Consider the following 20,812-nt stretch of genomic DNA (forward strand, 5'->3'; position numbering starts at 1 on the left):
GTAGGTCACGACCGTTGGTCGTGACCGTGCCCTCAGATCAGCGCCTTCAACCGGTACAGGGCTTCCAGCGCCTGCTTGGGGGTCAGCTCGTCGGGGTCGATCGCCGCCAGCGCGTCCTGCGCAGCGGTGTTGGGCGCAGTGAACAGCCCGAACTGCTGCGGCGCATCCAGGGCCTGCGGCGCCACCGCGGCGGCATGGCTTTCGCCACCGCGCTGCTCCAGCTCGGCCAGCCGGCGGCGTGCCTGGGCCACCGTGGACTTGGGCAGGCCGGCCAGTGCGGCCACCTGCAGGCCGAAGCTGCGGTTGGCCGGGCCATCCTTGACCGCGTGCATGAACACCAGCGCATCGCCATGTTCCACCGCGTCCAGGTGCACGTTGGCGATGCCGCTGGCGCCGCCTTCATGCTGCTCGTCGGCCAGCGCGGTCAGCTCGAAGTAGTGGGTGGCAAACAGCGTGTAGCAGCGGTTCTGGTAGGCCAGGTGGCGCGCCACCGCATCGGCAAGGGCTAGGCCGTCGTAAGTCGAGGTGCCACGGCCGATCTCGTCCATCAGCACCAGCGAGTGCGCGCTGGCGTGGTGCAGGATGTAGCTGGTCTCGGCCATTTCGACCATGAAGGTGGACTGCCCGCGGGCCAGGTCGTCGCCGGCGCCGATGCGGGTCAGGATGCGGTCGATCGGGCCGATCACCGCGCGGCTGGCCGGCACGAAGCTGCCGATATGCGCCAGCAGTACGATCAGCGCGTTCTGGCGCATGTAGGTGGACTTGCCGCCCATGTTCGGGCCGGTGATCACCAGCATGCGGCGGTCCGGATGCAGGTCCAGGTCGTTGGGCTCGAAGGGCTGTTCGCGCACCGCTTCCACCACCGGGTGGCGGCCGCGCTCGATGCGCAGGCAGGGTGCGGTTTCCAGCTCCGGGCGGGCCCAGTCCAGCGCCTGCGCGCGTTCGGCGAAACCGGCCAGCACGTCCAGTTCGCTCAAGGCGGCCGCGCACTGCTTGAGCGGTTCCAGCCGGTCGGCCAGGGTGTCCAGCAGCTGTTCGTACAACAGCTTCTCGCGCGACAGCGAGCGTTCGCGCGCCGACAGCACCTTGTCCTCGAATGCCTTCAGTTCTTCGGTGATGTAACGCTCGGCATTGGTCAGGGTCTGGCGCCGGGTGTAATGCACCGGGGCCTTGTCGGCCTGGCCCTTGCTGATTTCGATGTAATAGCCGTGCACGCGGTTGTAGCCGACCTTCAGCGTGGCGATGCCGCTGCTGGCGCGCTCGCGCTGTTCCAGGTCGATCAGGAACTGGTCGGCATGGGTGGACAGCCGGCGCAGTTCGTCCAGCTCGGCGTCAAAGCCTTCGGCGATCACGCCGCCGTCGCTGAGTTTCATCGGCGGCGCAGTGGCGATCGCCGAAGCCAGCAGGTGCGCGCATTCGTCATGAGAACCCAGTGCGTCATGCAGGGCCACCAGCCGCGGCGAATCCAGTGGCGCCAGCACGGCCCGCACGTCCGGCAGCAGGCCCAGGCCATCGCGCAGCGTGGAGAAATCGCGCGGCCGCGCCGAGCGCAGCGCCACCCGGGTGAGGATCCGTTCCAGGTCGCCCAGCGCCCGGAATGCCTCGCGCACGTCGCCGTCGGCGCCGCGGTCGATCAGCGTGGCCACCGCGTCATGGCGCTGCACCAGCACCTCGCGCAGCCGCAGCGGGCGGTGCAGCCAGCGCCGCAGCAGGCGCCCGCCCATCGGCGTGACCGTGGTGTCGAGCACGCCCAGCAAGGTGTTGCGGGTGTCGCCATCAACCCGCGTATCCAGTTCCAGGTGCCGGCGCGTGGCCGCGTTCATCGCGATCGCCTCGCTCGCCGTTTCGGTGGCGATCGCGGTCAGGTGCGGCAGCCGCTGCTTCTGGGTTTCCTCGACATAGCCCAGCAGCGCGCCGGCCGCGGCGGTGGCGCGCGGCTTGTCGTCGATGCCGAAGCCGCTCAGGTCGTGCAGCTTGAAGAAGGCCAGCAGCTGGCGGCGGCCGCTGTCGGCGTCGAACAGCCACGGCGCGCGGCGGCGGATACCGCTGCGCTGCCTGAGGAAGTCCGGCCAGTTGTCTTCGTCGGGGACCAGCAGTTCGGCCGGTTCCAGCCGGGCCAGCTCGGCTTCCAGCGCGTCGTCGGAATCGACCTCGTTGACCAGGAAGCGGCCGCCGGCCAGGTCGGCCCAGGCCAGCCCGTAGCCGTGCTTGCCGCGCGACAGCGCCATCAGCAGGGTGTCGCGGCGCTCGTCCAGCAGCGCCTCGTCGGTGACCGTGCCGGGGGTGACGATGCGCACCACCTTGCGCTCGACCAGGCCCTTGGCCAGCGCCGGATCGCCGATCTGCTCGCAGATGGCCACCGATTCGCCCAGGGCCACCAGCCGCGCCAGGTAGCCTTCGTAGGCATGCACCGGCACCCCGGCCATCGGGATCGGCGCGCCGCCGGAGCTGCCGCGCTGGGTCAGGGTGATGTCCAGCAACCGCGCCGCCTTGCGCGCGTCGTCGTAGAACAGCTCGTAGAAATCGCCCATCCGGAAGAACAGCAGCAGGTCCGGGTAGCCGGACTTGGCGGCGAAGAACTGCTTCATCAGGGGGGTGTGTTCGGGCTGCTTCTCGGTCACGCGGGGTCCATCAAGGTCGGGGGCAGGCCGGAGGGCTGCCTGGTGGACCATTGTAGGGGAGGGCGGCGGTGACCGTACCCCGCGGCAGTGCCGTTGCGGTACCGGGGTGCCCAGTCGTTCTGCCTGAGCAGCAGGGATGCCGCCGGGGGCATTGATGGCGGCGTGGTAGGCAACCGACAGCCAGAGTGCTTCCGCCACGTTCCTGCGCAGCATCATCAGCAGGCACATGTTCACGAACGACAAAAAACGCAAGCGGTTGCTCGATAGCCCAGATCAGTGCATTGGAAAGCAGTGAGCGTTGCGCTGAAGACACTGTCAGCCGTGGCCCTGGCCCGGCTTATGTATCATTTGCCGAACGGGAGCCAGGGTGAGCGGATCGTACGCCCGGTTCATCGACAGATGGATAGTGGCCCAGCGGATCAAATCCGTCTGGCGCGGTTGGGCGCGCGCCAGAAGTCTCGGATACGACGACCCTATGAGATCTATTTTCAAGGAAGTTCCCCATGCCTGACAGACCGTTGAATGGCCTCATCATGCGCACGGCGGTAGTGCGTTTGCCGGGCCTTGGGTATATCTATGCCGCAGACCCCGGCAAAGAAGCCGACGAGATTCCACACGCCATTACGTTCAAATACAAGGACGGCACTTTCATCAGGGGCGAGGCCAACTATGACGCCCATTCGTTGGCCATGGTTTCCCGGCCTGAGCTGGGACTCATTGCGCTATCGGGCGCCGGCCATTACTCGGCCATCATGGCAAGCGGTACAAGTACCGGTGACATATTCGACGACAGCACGCCTGCGCCCCAAGAGCCGAGAATGGGCGGTATCCGCGGCGTGGCGGCGATCAACGGACAAGCCTTTGCGGTCGGCCTAAGGGGGATGGTGTACCGCTTTGACGGCCCCAAACGTTGGATACGGATCGATGATGGCTTGCCGGAAACGTTCGATGCGCAGGCGATTCACGGCTTCTCAAATACGGAGATCTATGCCGTTGGCCGGGATGGCGCGATATGGCTGTTCGATGGGCATCATTGGCAGTCTTGCCAATCGCCGACATCGGTGACGCTCACATCGGTCAAGTGCGCACCTGACGGAACGGTGTACATAGCGGGCCACCGCGGGGTACTGCTGCAAGGGCGCAAGGATGCGTGGAGCGTCATCGATCAAACGACGGTCTCCGATGATATCTGGGATTTGGAGTGGTTTGTCGATGCTCTTTACGTCTCCACCATGTCGAATGTCTATCGGCTGAAACAATCGCAATTGGAGCCTGTGAACTTCGGCGATGATCGTCCAGCCTCCTGTTATCAGTTGAGCGCCGCCAGCGACGTCATGTGGTCGAATGGTGCGTTCGATCTTATGTCGTTCGATGGAACCAAATGGACGAGAATTGTTTGAGCGGTTGTCCGGCTTGCCCTGCTCATCGAACGCTCGCGCATGGTCATGCTTTCCGTTTCTGTCTTCCCTCTGACCCAATGGCGTATGGGGCCGCCTTGCGGGGGCGGGCCGATCCGGGGTCGAGGCGAGCTGGCGGCGTTGCCTGCTCAAGCGGGAGCGGATCTACCGAACGAGCTGTACCGCACTGGATGCAGCACGAGCGGATGTGTTTGACTGCATCGAGCGACGCCACAATCCAAGGATGCGGCGAAGGGGCGCCAGGCAAGATCAGAAGGTTGCAGCTCTTTTACAACCGTCCGTGATATCGGGGTAGAACCCTGCCACGCTCAATTCACCGTTGCGTCGGAGACGGTGTCCTCCAGTCGGGCAGCCTCGACGTTTAGCAGGCCCTTGGCGAACAGGTAGAAGCGGTAGGCGTCGCGGAAGTTTGAGCCAAGCCCGAACGAAACACGGATGGCGCCGCAGTTGCCCTTGTTGAGGATTTTGTCATCGAAGGTCTTGCAGTCGAGGATCTTCTCGGTCTTGTCCAGTTCGCAGTGCTCGGCACCGGCGGTGGTATAGGTGGCCTGCTGCACGGCGCCCAGGTTGCAGAAGCAGCCGTTGCGGACCGTGATGCCGAAGGTTTCGGCCATCCGCTTGATCTGGGCATGCGGGAAGACGGCGTTATAGCAGTCGAAGAAGTTCAGCATGATGGTCGCGCCCTTGTGCTCGGCCGGTGGCCCGTAGATGCGGCAGATCGGGGTTTGGCTCTTGATCTGGTGCCTCAGTTCAAGCAGTCGCGCCTCCAGCCACCTGGCCAGCGCCGTGGACCGGGCACCGAGCTGTTCAACCCCAAGCCGGGAAAGGAACTGGAATCCCTCGGCGATGGCATGGAAGGAGGCGTAGTTGGGCGTGCCGATTTCGAACCGCTTGCCGTCATCGCGGTGCAGCAGCCGGTCGGTGGGGGACCAGGGGCCGGAGTAGTAGCACACCGAGCCACCAGCGAAGGACGGCGGCGTCAGCCGGGCAAGCGATGACCGCCTGGCGATCAGGCAGCCGGCCCCGGTCGGATAGCCGAACATCTTGTAGAAGGAGATCGCGATGAAGTCCGGTTGATGCAGCGTGCAGTCCAGCCGGGACTGGGGCACGAACGCTGCGGCGTCGCACAGCACCATCGCGCCGCGTTCCTGCGCGACCTGCACCCAGCGCAGATCGTGCCGGGCGCCGGTGGCATTGGACTGCGCGGGGTAGGCCAGCAGATGCGGATGCCCCGGGACCAGGTTCTCCAGCGAACGCTGCATCGCGCTGTCGAGAATACGCAGCTGCTTGTCCAGCGGGACATACCGCACCGAGGCGCCCTTGGCCCTGGCGTATTCGCGTAGCCCGTGGACCGAGGTGTGGTTGTCCTTGGTGAGCAGGACCTCCGAGCCACTTTCGAAGGGGAAGGACTCGGCCACCAGCCGAATGGCGCCGCTGGCGTTGGGGGTGAACAGGATTTCGTACTCGTCCGGTGCGCAGCGGAAGTGCCGGTATATCTCCGCGCGGGCTTTTTCATAGGCCTGGTCGGAAGACTTCGAGCCGCTGTGCGGATTGCCGAGGATGGTGCTCTTGAGCACGCGGTGGTCTTCCTCGATCAGGCTCTCCGGTGCGAGCGTGCCGCCGACGTGATCCAGGTAGACCGCTTGCTGGGCATCCAGACGCGAGAAATCGTGCGCCCGCAGCGCTTCGACCTGGGCATCGGGGTACTCGGGGTGCTCGGCCAGGAACGTTGCCTTCATCGCCTGGTACGGCCGCAGCAGCTGGGCATCGTCCAGCAGGCGCGGTCGGTGGGCACGATCCTCGACAAGGTCCGGTGCCAGTTGGCAGAAGGCGAGCAGTTCGGAAAAATCGGGCGGCGGGCCCGGCGCAACCGATGCCTTGCACGCCTGGTCAACCTGTCCGCGCACCAGCCAGGCCTTGACTTGGTAGTGGCGGTCGGGAACCAGCTCATTGAATTCCTGCAGCATGACGTTCAGGTAGCGCTCCCGAGTGGCGCTGTCGCACTGGTTGAACTCTTCCAGAAGGATGCACGCGTTGAACAGGAACTCGCGGGTGTCCGCGTCATCCAGGTGGAACGACAGGGGGCAGGAGGTGGTCACCTCGTCCACGCCCCGGCAGAGTCCCTCCAGGGCGAAGGCCTGGGTAATGGGCGTGGGGTCGCTGAGGCTCAGGGCCGCGTCCATGATTGCCGAGGGCGTGCCGAAGTGTTTCTGTGATTGACGGTGGGCCAGGTCGAATAACTGGTTGTAATGGAAGACGGTGCCGTAGATTTTCCCGCCCGGGCGCAATACCCGCTTGAACTCGCGGGCTACCCGCGATTTGTCCGGTGGGAACATCAGGCCGAAGCCGCAGACAATGATGTCGAAGCTGTCGTCGGCGAACGGCATGTCGGCCATGTCCACGTCCGCATGGAAGGCCACGTCGCGTCGGAGTTCATCGCTGACCGCCGTCCTGGCCACGTCGATGGCGATCCTGGACAGGTCCGAGGCGACCAGTTGTATGCCCAGTGGCCGGGCCAGATCGTCGTAAAGATGGGTGGTGATGCGGCCCGTGCCGCAGGCGACCTCAAGAATGCTGGTGGGAGGCGCTTGGGCACGGATGTCCCGTCGGATCTCCTGGACCAGCAGCGCTCCGTAGGGTTTGAACAGCCTGGGCCCCAGGACGCGCTCATAGAACTCCATGAACGTACTCAGGGACCACGTCTGGTCCGACACCAACTTGCAGTGGTGCTGCGCTGCTTCATGCATTGCGGGCTCCAAATGCAGCCGCAATGCGGCTGCCGTGCTGTGGGTTTTCCATGACATCTGGAAGGATCGGTGCAGGCTCGATGCCATGCTGGCCTGGCAGGCCTGCGCCGACGTGGGTGATGCCGGGGTGAAACATTCAGGAGAAAGTGCATTGCCTTTCCAGATTATGTCGCCGGATCATAGGCGGGTATTTCTGGATTTACATCTGCTGGTCCGGCTATTAAGGCGGTATTTCCTGGAGAACCGGGAGTGGTTGTCTGGATCTGTGATGGCGGGAGTGAATTTACAAATATTAATTGGGTGCGCCTTGGTTGTGGCATCAAAACAGGCGCGGTCGCAGTACTCCGTCATTCTATTGACGCTCCGTGCCAGACATTCTGGAATCGGCGGCGTGCAGGAACCTCCGTGCTGGAGCCGGTCGAGGGCATGGCGGCCGTGGTGCAGACCGCCGGCCGCTGCACGGCGGCTACCCGGATGCGACAGCGACGCTGTCCCGAACACGCTGCTCGACCGAAACTTCCTTGGGGTGTCCGCGATACGCGGCCGCCATCGCGCCGGGCGCGTCCGCGTTCGCAGGCGGTTGGCCTCCCCCGGAAGGGCAAGCAGCAGCCACCAGGTTGGTGCGGGAATCTCGGCGATTGTGTGGGCAGCGCAGCGGGGTTCGGTGTCCACCAGCTCGTGGTGCGGTGCAGCGGACCGTGTCGGTCGAAACAAATGCTATCCAATGAATGTCCGGGACCGCACTTTTAAAGGCTTTCCAATTCTGCAGACTGCGCAGGTGATGAGGGAAAACCATGCGTAGCAAGTTATTCGTCCCCGGCGCCCGGCCGGACCTGTTCGACAAGGCCCTGGCCAGCCAGGCCGATGCGCTGTCCTTCGACCTGGAAGATTCGGTACCCGAGGCCGGCAAGGCCCAGGCCCGCGCCCAGGTCGCCGGGTTCGTGCAGCGGCCGCAGACCCAGGCCGGCGGCAAGCTGCTGATCGTGCGCACCAATGCCACCGACAGCGCGCACTTCGCCGCCGACCTGGGCACCGTGGCCCTACCCGGGGTGGGCCTGCTCAATCTTCCCAAGATCGACTCGGTCGCCCAGCTGCTGGCCGCCATCGCCGCTCTGGAGCGGGCCGAGCGCGACAACGGCGTGGACCGCCCGATCGGCCTGCTGGTCACTATCGAAACCCCGCGCGGGCTGCGCTGCGCCGCCGAGCTGGCCGCCGCGCACCCGCGCGTGGCCGGGCTGCAACTGGGCCTGGGCGACCTGTTCGCGCCCAACGGCATCCACCGCGGGTTGGGCAACGTGCATGCCACCTTGTTCGCGCTGCGCCTGGCGGCGGCCGAGGCCGATGTGTTTGCCTATGACGGCGCGTTCCCCGACGTGGCCGACAGCGACGGCTTCCTGGCCGAGGCGCAGATGGCCCAGCAGTTGGGCTTCATCGGCAAGAGCTGCATCCACCCGCGCCAGGTCGGCCTGGCCAATGCCACCTTCGGCATCGCCCCGGCACTGCTGGACGAAGCGCGGCGGATCGTCGCCGCCGCCGGGAACGCGGCCGGACATGGCCATGGTGCGTTCCTGTTCGAGGGCCGGATGATTGACCTGCCGTACCTGCGCCGCGCCGAAGCCCTGCTCGCCGCCTCATCCACCCCGACCGCCTGATTGCGCGTTCGGGATGCATCGACCACTGTCTCTTACCTGCGCGCTGGCTGGCATCGGCTCTGCTGCGCTCTTTCCGGGTGAACCCATGCTCAAGCCTGCACCGTTCGCGTTCCTCTCCACCGTGTTGCGGCGCTGCACGCGCAGCGTGCGGCTGCTGGCTGCCGCAGTGCTGCTTACCGGCAGCGGTGCGGTGGCGGCCGAGAGCCTGACCACGGTGGCCGCCGGTAGTCTGCCGGCGCTGCCGGCGCAGGTTGCCGCCGGTGGCCTGTTCCATGTGGACGGGCGTGTCGTGGCGCTCGGCCAGGACGGCGCCTGGGTGCTGGGTGCGGACTACAAGGCATGGGAGGCGCTGCCAGCGGTGGCAGCGCAGGTCGACGCGCTCAAGGGCAGTGCCAGCGCCGCCGGTCGCACCTATCTGCTCCAGGGCGCCGATGCGTTCAGCACCACCCTGCAGCCGCTGACGCTGCGCAACGGTGCGCTGGCGTTCGGTCAGGCGCTGGCCCTGCCGCAGCCGCTGGCGCATGCCCAGGCCGCCGGCCTCGGCGACGCACTGTACCTGGTGGGCAACGACGCGGCCGGCAGCACCCGGCTGTACCGCCGTACGGCGGCCGCCGACAGCGCCGCCTGGCAGCCGCTGGAAAACCTGCCGCAGCCGGGCGTGCCCAGCGCGCTGCAGGCGCAGAAGGGGGCGCTGTATGTCGGTATGGGCGTGGCCGGGCAAAGCGACCAGCTGTGGCGCCGCAACGTCGATGCCAGCTGGCAGCAGATGGCATCGCCGCAGGGCACGATCGTGGCCGGGTCGGTGCGCGCGCTGGGCCAGGCCCACCTGCTGATGCTGGTCAAGGCGGCCGATGGCCGCATCCAGGCGCGTACCTTCCATACCATCACCGATGCCTGGACCACGCTGGACGTGGCGCCGGTGGTGGCGCCGCAGGCCGTCACGGCCTGGGGCAACGGGCTGGCCTGGGCCACGGCCGGCAGCAAGGGGAGCCAGCTCCAGTATGCGGAGATGCAGGGTGGCAAGCACCTGCTGCGCTGGCTGGACTGGACGGTGATCGGCATCTACCTGCTGGCCATGCTCGGCATGGGCTTTTACTTCTACCTGCGCGACCAGAACGTCAGCACCGCCGACTTCTTCGTCGGCGGGCGTTCGATTCCGTTCTGGGCGGCAGGCATCAGCCTGTATGCCACCAACACCAGTTCGATCAGCTTCATCGCCATCCCGGCCAAGGCCTTCGACACCAACTGGCAGTACCTGACCAACAACCTGATCGCGGTGATGGGCCTGATGTTCGTGGCGGTCTGGATCGTGCCGCTGCTGCGCCGGCTGGACCTGATGAGCGTGTTCTCCTACCTGGAAACCCGCTTCCATCCGGCCATCCGCATGCTGTCCAGCGCGCTGTGCATCCTGATGCAGCTGGGCAGCCGCATGAGCGTGATCCTGTTCCTGCCGGCGCTGGCGATCTCCACCATCACCGGGGTCGATGTGATCTGGTCGATCATGCTGATGGGCGTGTTCACCATCATCTACTCCACCCTGGGCGGTTCCAAGGCGGTGATCTGGACCGACGTGGTGCAGGTGGTGGTGATGTTCGGCGGTGCGTTGTTCGCGATCGGCTTCATCTTCATGCAGACCGGCGGCGACCTGCCGCAGCTGCTCAATGCCGCCGCCGCCGAAGACAAGACCCGGCTGTTCGACTTCAGTTTCGACCTGACCAAGGCCACCGTGTGGGGCTTCATTTTCCTGGTGGTGTTCGACGTGGTACTGACCTTCCCCAAGGACCAGGTGCTGATGCAGCGGGCGCTGTCCACGCGTTCGGACAAGGAGGCCGGGCGCTCGATCTGGACCTTCGCGGCGATCATGATCCCCGGCGGCTTCGTGTTCTACGGGATCGGCACCGCGCTGTGGATGTACTACCGCAACAACCCGGAGCGGTTGAATCCGCTGCTGCCGATCGATGCCACCTTCCCGCTGTTCATCGCCGCCGAACTGCCGGCCGGGGTGACCGGGCTGATCATCGCCGGCATCTTCGCCGCGGCGATGTCGACCCTGTCGAGCATCATCAACTCGATTTCCACGCTGGTTTCGGTGGATTTCTACCAGAAGCTGGTTAAGGACCCGAATGAAAAGACCGCCGTGCGCATCGCCGAATGGGCCGGCGTGGGGGTGGGGCTGGTCGGTATCGGTATCGCGCTGGTGATGAGCCGCTACGACATCCACTCGCTGTTCGATGTCTCCATCGAACTGGCCGGCCTGCTCGGCGGCGGCTTTGCCGGGGCCTATACGCTGGGCATGTTCACCCGGCGGGCCAACGCACCGGGCGTGGCGATCGGGGTGGCCGGTTCGGTGGTGATCACCCTGGTCTGCTGGAGCATGGACCTGGTGCACCCGTATTTCTACCTGGCCATCTCGATCCTGCTGTGCATCGTGATCGGCTATGTCGCCAGCCTGTTCTTCCCGGCGCCCAAGCAGTCGCTGAAGGGCCTGACCATCTACAGCGACACTGCGGCCGAAGCGGCAGCGCCATAAACGACACACGGCGGGCTTGCGCGCGCGGGCCATTGGTCCAATCGCATTACGCCCGCCGCTGGTGTAGCGTGCTGGCGCACTGAGAGGTAAACCGTGGAAACCCAGTTCCTGAGTACGTTCGTCACCGTGGTGGAGCGCGGCTCGATGGCCGCCGCTGCCCGTTCGCTGCATATCACCCCGGCCGCGGTCGCCCAGCAGATCCGCACGCTGGAACGCGAGCTGGGCGCGCCGTTGATCGCCCGGGCCGGGCGCACGGTGAGCGTCACCGAGGATGGCGCACGCATCCTGCAGCGGGCCCGCGACCTGCTGCGCCAGGTGGCCGATCTGCGCAGTGTGGCCAACGAGAACGGCATCGCCGGCGAACTGCGGCTGGGCGCCTGCCCCACGGCACTGGCTGGGCTGTTGCCGGACATTCTGTCGCGGATGGTGGCCACCTTTCCGCAGATCAATGTCTTCATCAAACCGGGCTATTCGGCCGATCTGTACCGTGCGGTGGAAGCCGGCGACCTGGACGCGGCGATGGTGCTGCAGGCGCCGTTCGCCCTGCCCAAGACCTGCCAGTGGCAGCAGCTGCGCGAAGAGCCACTGGTAGTGCTGGCCCCGGCCCACCTGGGCAGCCGCGACCCGCACGAGCTGCTGCGCGAGCAGCCGTTGATCCGCTACGACCGCCATGAGTGGGGCGGGCGGCTGGCCGACGACTACCTGCGCCAGGCCGGGATCGTCCCGCGCGAACGTTTCGAGCTCAATGCACTCAATGCGATCGCGGTGATGGTCGACCGTGGCCTGGGCGTGTCGCTGGTTCCCGACTGGGCCAAGCCGTGGCCGGAAGGCTTGAACGTCGTGCGCATTCCCTTGCCGCAGTGCAGCGAACCGCGTCGGATCGGCCTGGTCTGGTCGCGTTCGTCGGTCCGCATCCGGTTGGTGAACGTGCTGCTGGAAGAGGCGCGGGTGGCGTTGACCGAGCCGCAACGCTGATACCACGGGTTTTCGCGCCTTGTGCAGGGCCAGGCGAAACAAAAGCTAGGCTTTGAACATAGCCAATCGCAGTTCCATCGCCGCAGAGCCGCACCTAGGCTCTCGCCTCGTTGCCGGACAGAACGTGGATACCCGCAGGGACTCCGCGTCGGCCGGCTGAAGGGCGAAAGCCCACGTGCGTCATCGGTGGCGACGGCTCCCCGGCCGGCTGTCCCGCATTTCCTTATCGGGGGGGAGAAACCAATGATCAAGCCACTTTCCGCGGCCATCAGCACTGCACTGTTGGCCTGTGTCGTCGGCCCCGCCATGGCGCAGAGCGCCACGCCCACCGATCTGGACCAGGTGATCGTGACCGGCAGCCGTACCCCGATCTCGATCGAGAAGGTACCCGGCGCGGTGACCGTGGTGAACCAGGAGCAGGTGCAGCGCACCCTGAACCTGACCGAAGACGCCACCGCAGTGCTGGCGCGCATGGTGCCGGGCTACTCCGAATCCTCCCAGGCGATGAGCAACAGCGGCGAAACGCTGCGTGGCCGCGTCGCGCTGCGCCTGTTCGACGGCGTGCCGCAGGGCTCGCCGCTGCGCGAAGGCAGCCGCAATGGCACCTTCACCGACATGGGCGTGATCGGCCGCATCGAAGTGATCAACGGCCCCTCGGCCGCCGAGGGCATCGGCGGTGCCGGCGGCGTCATCAATTACCTGTCCAAGAACCCGGAAGTGGACGGCCACCAGACCACCATCAGCACCCGCTACGGCACCCAGTTCAAGGACAACAGCGGGCAGTCCAAGGTCGGCGTCACCCACACCTACAAGGGCGATGCGGCCGACTTCCTGATCAGCGGCGCCTACATCGACCGCGGCATCGCCTATGACGGCGACGGCCGCCGGGTCGGGCTGAACACCTCCGGCTCGCTGTCCGATTCGTACAGCAAGAACCTGTTCCTGAAGGGCGGCTACACCTTCGGCGAAGGCCAGATGCAGCGCATCCAGGCCAGCTACAGCAACTTCCACATCGGCGGCAAGCACAACTACATTCCGGTCGAAGGCTGCCGCTACAACCCCGTCGACTGCCCGGTGCCCAGCACCAATACCGCCGAGAAGGGCTCCATCGCCGGCGCGCTGGCCGAGTTCAACGATTTCGAACAGTTCGCCGCCAAGTACACCAACGCCGATTTCTTCGGCGGCGATCTGAGCGTGGATGCCTACTGGGCGCAGCAGGCCATGCGCTATGTGCCCGAGAACGGCGCCGACCGCCAGCTGGTCAAGCCGGCCCCGCCGGAAGCGGAGCGGATCTGGGACCAGTCGGAAATCAAGTCCGAGAAGAAGGGCCTGCGCGTGGCCTACGCCTACGGCGACCTGTTCACGGTGGAAGGCCTGCGCCTGCGCACCGGCCTGGACCTGGTCGAAGACACCGCCGAACAGCGCCTGGCGCTGACCAACCGGGTCTGGGTGCCGCCGATGAAGTACACCAGCGTGGCCCCGTATGCGCAGCTGAGCTGGGACATCGGCCCGGTGACGCTGGACGCCGGCATCCGCCGCGAAGACGGGCAGCTGGAGATTGACAGCTACACCACCACCGCCTACCGCGACTTCACCCCGGTGCAGGGCGGCAAGCTGGACTACAAGGCCAACCTGCCCAACTTCGGCGCGATCTGGCGGATCAGCGATGCGTGGTCGGTGTTTGCGTCCTATTCGGAAGGCTTCGGCATCGCCAACGTCGGCATCCCGCTGCGCAACATCCAGGCCAGCAGCCCGTGCAAGGCGGTGGCGTGCATCGCCGACCTGCAGCCGCTGATCACCAAGAACCGGGAAGTGGGCTTCAACTGGCGTGGCGCGCAGGCGCAGGTCGGGATCTCCGCTTACCGCTCCACTTCCGAGTTCGGCTCCTCGCTGACCGTGGACAAGGTGACCGAGGACTTCATCCTCACCCGCGCGCCGACCCGGATCGAAGGCGTTGAAATGAACAGCGCCTGGACCTTCAACGACCAGTGGAAGGCCACGCTGCTGTACTCGCGGATCCGCGGCAAGACCCAGTACTACGACGGCTCGGGCCTGAACAAGGAGATGGGCATCCTCGACATCTCCCCGGACAAGGTCAACGCCTCGCTGACCTGGACCCCCAACGACAAGCTCGATGCCACCCTGGGCGTGAGCCGTACCTTCAGCCGCGACCTGCGCGAAACCTTCGTCAATCCGTCCAACGGCGCGGTCTACCTCAACGAAGAAAACACCTACGGCTACGCGCTGTGGGACCTGAGCGTGAACTACGACACCGGCCGCTACGGCAAGCTGTCGCTGGGCATCGAGAACCTGCTGGACAAGCAGTACGTGCTCACCTGGTCGCAGCTGCCGGGCTGGCAGAACTACTTCTCCGGCCGTGGCCGCATGGTGTCGCTGACCCACACCTTCACGTTCTGATCGTCACCGTGCAACGGCGCTGCAGCCACCCTGCAGCGTCGTTGCGCTTTTCTTGCCTTACCCTGTCGCGACGATACCGCCGCCGACAGCAGGAGAGCGGATGTACAGGCCATCGCATGGACGGGCCCACGCCCGTCATTGCCGCCCCCGAGCACGCCTAGCCGTGCTCGCCTTGTTGCTGCTGGCCATCGGCCATGCCATGGCGGCGCTGCCCGCCCCGGTCGCGCCGCCCCGGCTGCCTGCGGTGGATGCCTTGCTGGATGAGGCCACCGGCGGCCAGGGCTATACCGGTGCGGTCGCGCTGGTGATCGACCACGGCAGGGTCGTGCACGACGCCGCCTACGGCTGGCAGGATCTGGCGCACGACCGGCCGATGCAGCGCGACAGCATTTTCCGCATCTACTCGATGACCAAGACGGTCGCTTCGGTGGCCGCGCTGATGCTGGTGGAGGAGGGCAAACTGGGTCTGGACGATCCGGTGGCGCGTCATCTCCCCGAGTTTTCCCGGTTGCAGGTGTTCGCCGGCGGCAGCGCCACCGCGCCGCAGCTGCGCCCGGCCAGCAACCCCCTCACCGTGCGCCATCTGCTCACCCACACCGCCGGCTTTGCCGCGGGCGGGGAGGGCTTTGAGGCAGTGACGCTGCTGCTGGAGCAGCAGCACCTGCAGCAGGCGCACAGCCTGGCCGACTACACCGCGCGCCTGGCCAGGGTGCCGCTGGCGAGCGAGCCCGGCACGCGCTTCCGCTACGACAGCACGTCGATCGAGGTGTTGTCGCGGCTGGTGGAAGTGGTGGGCGGGCAACCCTTCGAGCAGTTCCTGCAACAGCGCCTCTTCGACCCGCTGGACATGCGCGACACCGGCTTTGTGGTGCCGGCCGCCGAACGCGCGCGGGTGGTCGAGCTGACCACGATGGGCGGACACGGCGACCTGGTGCTGGCCGATGAAGCGCATGCGCGCCAGCCCGGCGTGGCGTTGCGGCCTTACTCCAGCGGTGCCGGTGGCCTGTACGCCACCGCCGCGGACTACGGCCGGTTCGCGCAGATGCTGCTCGATGGCGGCCGCTATGGCCAGCGGCAGCTGCTGCGCCCGGCGACGGTGGCGTCGATGATGCAGAACCAGCTGGTGCACACCGCCTTGCCCAGGCCGGTGACCGAGTTCAGCGATGCCGAGGGCTTCGGCCTGGGCGGTGCGGTGCTGCTGGATCCGGCCATGAAGGGGCGGACTGCCTCGGTGGGCGCGTTCGGCTGGTCGGGCGCGGCGTCCACCTACTACGCGATCGACCCGGCGCGCGGGCGGGTGGCGATACTGATGCTGCAGCACCTGCCCGGGGGCAACGATGACCTGCCGCGCATCGGGACGGCCTTCTACAACCGCGTTGACCAGGCGCTGGACCCATGAGCGTTGCTGCAGCGGCCACCGTCCTTGTTGCCGGCTCGGCCAATCTCGATTTCGTGGTGCGCGCCGCGCATGTCCCGGCGCCGGGTGAAACCGTGCTGGGGCACGGTTTCAGCACCTTCCCCGGTGGCAAGGGCGCCAACCAGGCGGTGGCGTGCGCCCGCGCCGGCGGTGCGGCCACGCAGATGCTGCTGGCGCTGGGCGAGGACGACTTCGCCACGCCGATTGAAGCCTCGTTGCGTGCGGCCGGCGTGGCCCTGTCGATCGTGCGCGAGCCGGTGCTGCCGACCGGTACCGCCTTCATCTGCCTGGCCGACACGGCCGAGAACGCGATCACCGTCGCGCCCGGCGCCAATGGATGCCTGCGCGCGGACCACCTGCCGCCGCTGGACGGCGTCGACTGGTTGCTGCTGCAGCTGGAAACCCCGCTGGACACGGTGACCGCCTACGCGCGCAGCGCCCGCGCCGCCGGGCTCAAGGTCGCGCTCAATGCCGCGCCGGCGCAGGGATTGCCGGCGGCGCTGCTGGAGGCGCTGGATGTGCTGATCGTCAATGAAGGCGAACTGGACGTGGTGGCCGGCAACCCGCCGGACCTGGCCAGCGGCCTGGCGCGGTTGGCGGTGCCGTGCGTGATCGTGACCCTGGGCGCGCGCGGCTGCCTGGCCCGCGTGGACGGGCAGATCGTGCTGCAGCCGGCGTTCCGGATCGCGCCGCTGGATACCACCGCCGCCGGCGACACCTTCTGCGGCGCGCTGGTGGCCGCACTGGCCGGCGGCCAATCGATGGCGCAGGCCCTGCTGGCGGCCACCGCCGCCTCGGCGCTGGCCTGCACCCGGCTCGGCGCGCAGTCGAGCATTCCCACCCGCGCCGAAGTGGACACACTGCTGTCGGACCCGGCGCGTGTTCCCGGTGCCGACGCCCATGCCGCGCTGGCGGCGTGGTGCGCCCGGTGAATCGCCTCCCCTCTGTTTCCTGCTGGATGCCTTGCCCATGACCACCCCGTACCAGACCCCCGACTACGACAACGACGCAGCCGATTACGGGCGCGAGGCGATCGGTACCGAGTACAAGTTCTCGCATGTGACCACCGGCCGCTACCTGCCCACCCCGGGCAAGCCGCCGGCCTGGCCGTTTGCCGACATCGGCAGCTGGATGATCGATGCCAATGCCAGCGCCGCCGACTGGCTGGACGAGCTCAAGGACTGGCGCCGCGAGCACCTGGTCCGCATCGGCTACACCGACGTCAACTATCGCCGCCCGGAACTGCAGTGGGCGCAGCGCAACTTCGTGCATGCGCAGATGATGGTCGAGGACCGCTACTTCTTCGACGTGGCCAGCGGCCAGTACACCGTCGACCGCTACCTGGATGATCTGACCGAACGCTTCGGCGGGATCGATTCGGTGCTGATCTGGTACATCTACCCCAACATCGGCATCGACGACCGCAACCAGTTCGACCTGGCCCATGACATGCCCGGCGGCCTGGATGGCCTGAAGGCGGCGGTGCAGGCGTTCCAGAAGCGTGGCGTCAAGGTGTTCCTGCCGGCCAAACCGTGGGATCACGGCACCCGCGACCCGGGCGTGACCCATTGGGACGGGCTGGCCGAGATCGTCAAGGCCGTCGGTGCCGACGGCATCAACGGCGATACCTTCAACGGCGTGCCGCGCGCCTTCTTCGACGCCTGCGACGCGCGCGGCAACCCGGTGGTGGTGCAGCCCGAATCCACCATCAGCGCCGAAGAACAGCTGATCTGGAACGTACAGAGCTGGGGCAAGAAGGCGCCCGACGGGCCGGTGCCGCCGGTGTCCAAGTGGAAGTGGCTGGAACCGCGCCACATGGTCAACTACGAGAACCGCTGGGGCCGCAACCGCAACCACGACCTGCAGTACTGCTTCTTCAACGGTATCGGCTACAACGCCTGGGAGAACATCTGGGGCGTGTGGAACCAGTTCACCCCGCGCGACGGCGAGGCCCTGCGCCGGATCGCCACCCTGTACCGCCAGTTCCCGCAGCTGGTGGTGTCGATGGACTGGGAGCCGTACCAGGTGTGCCTGCAGGGCGGCATCTTCGCCAGCCGCTTCCCCGGCGAGGGCGTGACCCTGCACACCCTGATCAACCGCAACGAATACGCGGTGGACGGCGAGCAGATCGCGTTGGCGCATGTCGATGGCACGCGCTACTACGACGTGTGGCATGGCCGCGCGCTGGCCCCGCAGCTCATCGACGGCCGCGCCTACCTGGCGCTGCCGATGGAAGCGCGCGGTTTCGGCGCGGTCCTGAGCGTGGCCGCCGGCAGCGTGGTCGAGGGCCTGGAGGCGTTCCTGGCCGCTACCGCAGCCGCTGCCCGGCAACCGCTCAACAGTTACCCGGCTGCGTGGAAGGCCGCGCCACAGCAACTGCTGGAGATCGCGCGCACCGCGCCGCAGGCCGATGCCCCGACCGGCATGGTGGCGATTCCGGCCGGCCAGTTCCTGTTCCAGGTCGGTGGCATCGAGATCGAGGGCTTCACCTGGGCCGGGCTGGATGTGCAGTACCCGTGGGAAGACTGCGCGCGCCGCCATCACCGCCACCGCATGCAGGTGCCGGCCTTCCATATCGACCGTCATCCGGTCACCAATGCCGCGTTCAAGCGCTTCCTCGATGCCAGCGGCTACCGGCCGGCCGACGACCACAACTTCCTGGCCGACTGGAAGGACGGCGCACCACGCGCCGGTTGGGACAACAAACCGGTGACCTGGGTTTCGATCGAAGACGCCCGCGCCTATGCCGCCTGGGCCGGCAAGCGGCTGCCGCATGCCTGGGAATGGCAGTACGCCGCCCAGGGCACCGACGAACGCCACTATCCGTGGGGCAACGACTGGGACGCCGCACGCGTGCCACGGGTCAACCGCGGCCGCCGGCTCACCCCGCCGGCCGACGTCGATGCGCACCCACGCGGCGCCAGCCCGTTCGGGGTGGAGGATCTGGTCGGCAATGTGTGGCAGTGGACCGACGAATTCAGCGATGCGCACACCCGTGCGGCGGTGCTGCGCGGCGGCAGCCGCTACCAGCCGCAGACCTCGCACTGGTATTTCCCGCAGGCGTACCGGCTGGACCAGCACGGCAAGTACCTGTTGATGGGGCCGTCCAAGGACCGTTCCGGCACGGTGGGCTTCCGCTGCGTGGTGGATGCGGCATGACGCCTGTACACGCCAGCGCACGTGGCATGACCCTGGTCGCACCGCAGCAGGTAACCCTGGACGGGCTGCTCGGCCAGGCCCTGGCGGCCAACCGGGCCGGACGCCTGAGTACCTTCATCGTCGATGAGCACAGCGCACCGATCAGCATCTTCGGCCAGGCGCACAAACAGCAGAACCACGAAGGCGACTGGTACGGCGAACATGCCGGCAAGTGGCTGTCGGCCACCGCGCGTGCGGTGGCGCAGGGCGGGCAACCGCAGTTGCAGGCGGCCCTGCGCCGGGTGGCCGACTGGCTGGTCAGCCAGCAGGACCCGGACGGCTACCTGGGCAATTACGCGGCCGAACGCCGCTTCACCGTGCCGCAGCCGCCCAAGCCGGAAAGCTGGAACGGCGAGCCGGCGCTGCGCACCTGGGATATCTGGACCCACAGCTACCTGATCCTGGGTCTGCTGGAAACCTGGCGCGCGCTGGGCGATGCAGCCTACCTGCAGGCCGCCTGCCGGATCGCCGATCTGTGCTGGCAGGCGCTGGAGTCGGGCATCGACATCACCACACTGGGCAACCACCACGGCATGTCGGCCACGGTGTTGCTGGACCCGGCCGCCGATCTGTATCTGGTCACCGGTGAGCCGCGCTATCTGGCCCTGGCCGAGCGCATCCTGCAGCAGGCCAACGCCAATCCGCGCCTGGCCCTGCTCGACAAGGCGCTGGCGGGCGAGGATGCCGCGTTCATCGCCACCGGCAAGGCCTACCAGCTGAGCTGGAACCTGGTCGGGCTGGCCAAGCTGCACAAGGCCACCGGCAACCCCGCCTACCGGACTGCGGTGGACAACCTGTGGCAGAACATCCGCGAGCAGCACCTCACCCTGGGCGGCGGCCCGTGGGGCGGGGTGGCGCACCGTTCGCGCGAGGTGTTCAACGCGCCACGCACGTTCTTCCCGCAGGCCTATGTGGAAACCTGCTCGGTGCTGGCCTGGATGCAGCTCAACCGTGAACTGCTGGCCATCACCGGCCATGCGCGCTATGCCGACGAACTGGAGCGCACCGCCTACAACGACCTGCTGGCGGCGATGGCGCCCAATGGCGAGGACTGGTGTTATTACACCTATCCCAACGGCCGGCGCATCCATACCACCTACTGGCGCTGCTGCAAATCCAGCGGCGCGATGGCGGTGGAGGAGCTGCCGCAGGTGGCCTACGGCGTTGCCGCCGATGGCGGGCTGCGGGTGAACCTGTACGGGCCCGGCCAGGCCACCATGGCCCATGCGCAGGCCGGCCGGGTGTGCCTGCAGCAGGCAACCCGCTACCCGTTCGAGGGCACGGTGGTGATCACCGTGCAACCGGAAGTCACCGCGGCCTTCAGCATCGGCGTACGCATCCCGGGCTGGGCCGACAACGCCGCCATCGCGGTCAACGGACGGCCGCAGGCGGTGGAGGTCGGCAGCGACGGCTTCGTGCAGCTGCAGCGCCGCTGGCAGGCTGGCGACTGCATCGAGCTGCGCCTGCCGATGCAGCCGCGGCTGCACCATGCCGCCAATATCAACGTGCAGGAATCGCGTGCGCCGGACGGTTCGCCGGTGGCGCAGGAAGTGCTGCGCTGGGAGTACGTGGGGCTCAGCCATGGGCCGCTGGTATACGCCACCGGCCTGGTCGATGGCTACAAGACCGACGAAACCCTGCGCCTGCCCGCAGCACCGCCAGCGCAATGGCTGCAGGTAGGCGAGGACACCGGCGACGGCGCACCGATCACCCTGCTGCTGGACGAGCGCGCGCCGCTGCGCTGGGAGCCCTACTACCGCTGCGGCGGCCGCGGGCACGGCAGCTGGCGGCTGAGCTGGCTGTCGCTGGCACCCACCGACTGACCCGATGGTGGCG

At 67.1% G+C, this 20,812-nt stretch carries 11 protein-coding genes and 1 pseudogene; 10 read left to right on the forward strand and 2 right to left on the reverse strand.

The window, feature by feature from the left end; translation table 11 throughout:
* Positions 1 to 32: 32 nt before the first annotated feature.
* Positions 33 to 2,588, reverse strand: a complete 2,556-nt coding sequence (mutS, locus tag AC3ITM_RS06025) for a DNA mismatch repair protein MutS (RefSeq protein WP_489270035.1) — start codon at positions 2,586 to 2,588, stop codon at positions 33 to 35.
* 536 nt (positions 2,589 to 3,124) lie between these two features.
* On the opposite strand from mutS, the gene AC3ITM_RS06030 reads away from it, so the two are divergent.
* Positions 3,125 to 4,021 carry a WD40/YVTN/BNR-like repeat-containing protein gene (locus AC3ITM_RS06030; protein WP_489269113.1) on the forward strand — a complete coding sequence of 299 codons (897 nt, stop codon included), beginning with the start codon at positions 3,125 to 3,127 and terminating at the stop codon, positions 4,019 to 4,021.
* 142 nt (positions 4,022 to 4,163) lie between these two features.
* Positions 4,164 to 4,334 (forward strand): annotated as a pseudogene (locus AC3ITM_RS06035) (IS3 family transposase); the annotation flags it as partial.
* A 13-nt stretch (positions 4,335 to 4,347) separates the two neighbouring features.
* On the opposite strand, the gene AC3ITM_RS06040 reads toward AC3ITM_RS06035, so the two are convergent.
* The gene (locus AC3ITM_RS06040; protein WP_489269115.1) at positions 4,348 to 6,873 is read right to left on the reverse strand and encodes an aminotransferase class V-fold PLP-dependent enzyme; all 2,526 of its coding nucleotides are present in this window, start codon (positions 6,871 to 6,873) and stop codon (positions 4,348 to 4,350) included.
* Positions 6,874 to 7,580: 707 nt separating this feature from the next.
* Here AC3ITM_RS06040 and AC3ITM_RS06045 point away from each other — a divergent pair.
* The 8 genes from AC3ITM_RS06045 (at position 7,581) to AC3ITM_RS06080 (ending at position 20,799) form a co-directional block, all read left to right on the forward strand.
* Complete coding sequence (locus AC3ITM_RS06045) at positions 7,581 to 8,438, forward strand: HpcH/HpaI aldolase/citrate lyase family protein (RefSeq protein WP_489269117.1); 858 nt, start codon at positions 7,581 to 7,583, stop codon at positions 8,436 to 8,438.
* Between the two features lie 85 nt (positions 8,439 to 8,523).
* Positions 8,524 to 10,968 carry a sodium:solute symporter gene (locus AC3ITM_RS06050; protein ID WP_489269119.1) on the forward strand — a complete coding sequence of 815 codons (2,445 nt, stop codon included), beginning with the start codon at positions 8,524 to 8,526 and terminating at the stop codon, positions 10,966 to 10,968.
* 93 nt (positions 10,969 to 11,061) lie between these two features.
* Entirely contained in the window at positions 11,062 to 11,943 is an 882-nt protein-coding gene (locus AC3ITM_RS06055; RefSeq protein WP_228886636.1) for a LysR family transcriptional regulator, read from the forward strand.
* 243 nt (positions 11,944 to 12,186) lie between these two features.
* Complete coding sequence (locus AC3ITM_RS06060; protein ID WP_489269121.1) at positions 12,187 to 14,361, forward strand: TonB-dependent receptor; 2,175 nt, start codon at positions 12,187 to 12,189, stop codon at positions 14,359 to 14,361.
* 163 nt (positions 14,362 to 14,524) lie between these two features.
* The gene (locus AC3ITM_RS06065; RefSeq protein ID WP_489269123.1) at positions 14,525 to 15,760 is read left to right on the forward strand and encodes a serine hydrolase domain-containing protein; all 1,236 of its coding nucleotides are present in this window, start codon (positions 14,525 to 14,527) and stop codon (positions 15,758 to 15,760) included.
* Entirely contained in the window at positions 15,757 to 16,710 is a 954-nt protein-coding gene (locus AC3ITM_RS06070) for a ribokinase (RefSeq protein WP_489269125.1), read from the forward strand. Before AC3ITM_RS06065 ends, AC3ITM_RS06070 begins: the two co-directional genes overlap by 4 nt.
* 37 nt (positions 16,711 to 16,747) lie before the next feature.
* Complete coding sequence (locus AC3ITM_RS06075) at positions 16,748 to 18,937, forward strand: formylglycine-generating enzyme family protein (RefSeq protein ID WP_489269127.1); 2,190 nt, start codon at positions 16,748 to 16,750, stop codon at positions 18,935 to 18,937.
* A complete protein-coding gene (locus AC3ITM_RS06080; protein WP_489269129.1) occupies positions 18,934 to 20,799 on the forward strand; it encodes a glycoside hydrolase family 127 protein in 1,866 nt (621 codons plus the stop codon). Before AC3ITM_RS06075 ends, AC3ITM_RS06080 begins: the two co-directional genes overlap by 4 nt.
* Positions 20,800 to 20,812 lie beyond the last annotated feature (13 nt).

It is taken from the genome of Stenotrophomonas sp. KH_029 (assembly GCF_057839765.1).

Excerpts from the sequence above, each read along its gene's own strand:
- mutS (WP_489270035.1), bottom strand. The coding sequence starts at position 2,588 with ATGAAGCAGTTCTTCGCCGCCAAGTCCGGCTACCCGGACCTGCTGCTG.
- AC3ITM_RS06030 (WP_489269113.1), top strand. The coding sequence starts at position 3,125 with ATGCCTGACAGACCGTTGAATGGCCTCATCATGCGCACGGCGGTAGTG.
- AC3ITM_RS06040 (WP_489269115.1), bottom strand. The coding sequence starts at position 6,873 with ATGGCATCGAGCCTGCACCGATCCTTCCAGATGTCATGGAAAACCCAC.
- AC3ITM_RS06045 (WP_489269117.1), top strand. The coding sequence starts at position 7,581 with ATGCGTAGCAAGTTATTCGTCCCCGGCGCCCGGCCGGACCTGTTCGAC.
- AC3ITM_RS06050 (WP_489269119.1), top strand. The coding sequence starts at position 8,524 with ATGCTCAAGCCTGCACCGTTCGCGTTCCTCTCCACCGTGTTGCGGCGC.
- AC3ITM_RS06060 (WP_489269121.1), top strand. The coding sequence starts at position 12,187 with ATGATCAAGCCACTTTCCGCGGCCATCAGCACTGCACTGTTGGCCTGT.
- AC3ITM_RS06070 (WP_489269125.1), top strand. The coding sequence starts at position 15,757 with ATGAGCGTTGCTGCAGCGGCCACCGTCCTTGTTGCCGGCTCGGCCAAT.
- AC3ITM_RS06075 (WP_489269127.1), top strand. The coding sequence starts at position 16,748 with ATGACCACCCCGTACCAGACCCCCGACTACGACAACGACGCAGCCGAT.
- AC3ITM_RS06080 (WP_489269129.1), top strand. The coding sequence starts at position 18,934 with ATGACGCCTGTACACGCCAGCGCACGTGGCATGACCCTGGTCGCACCG.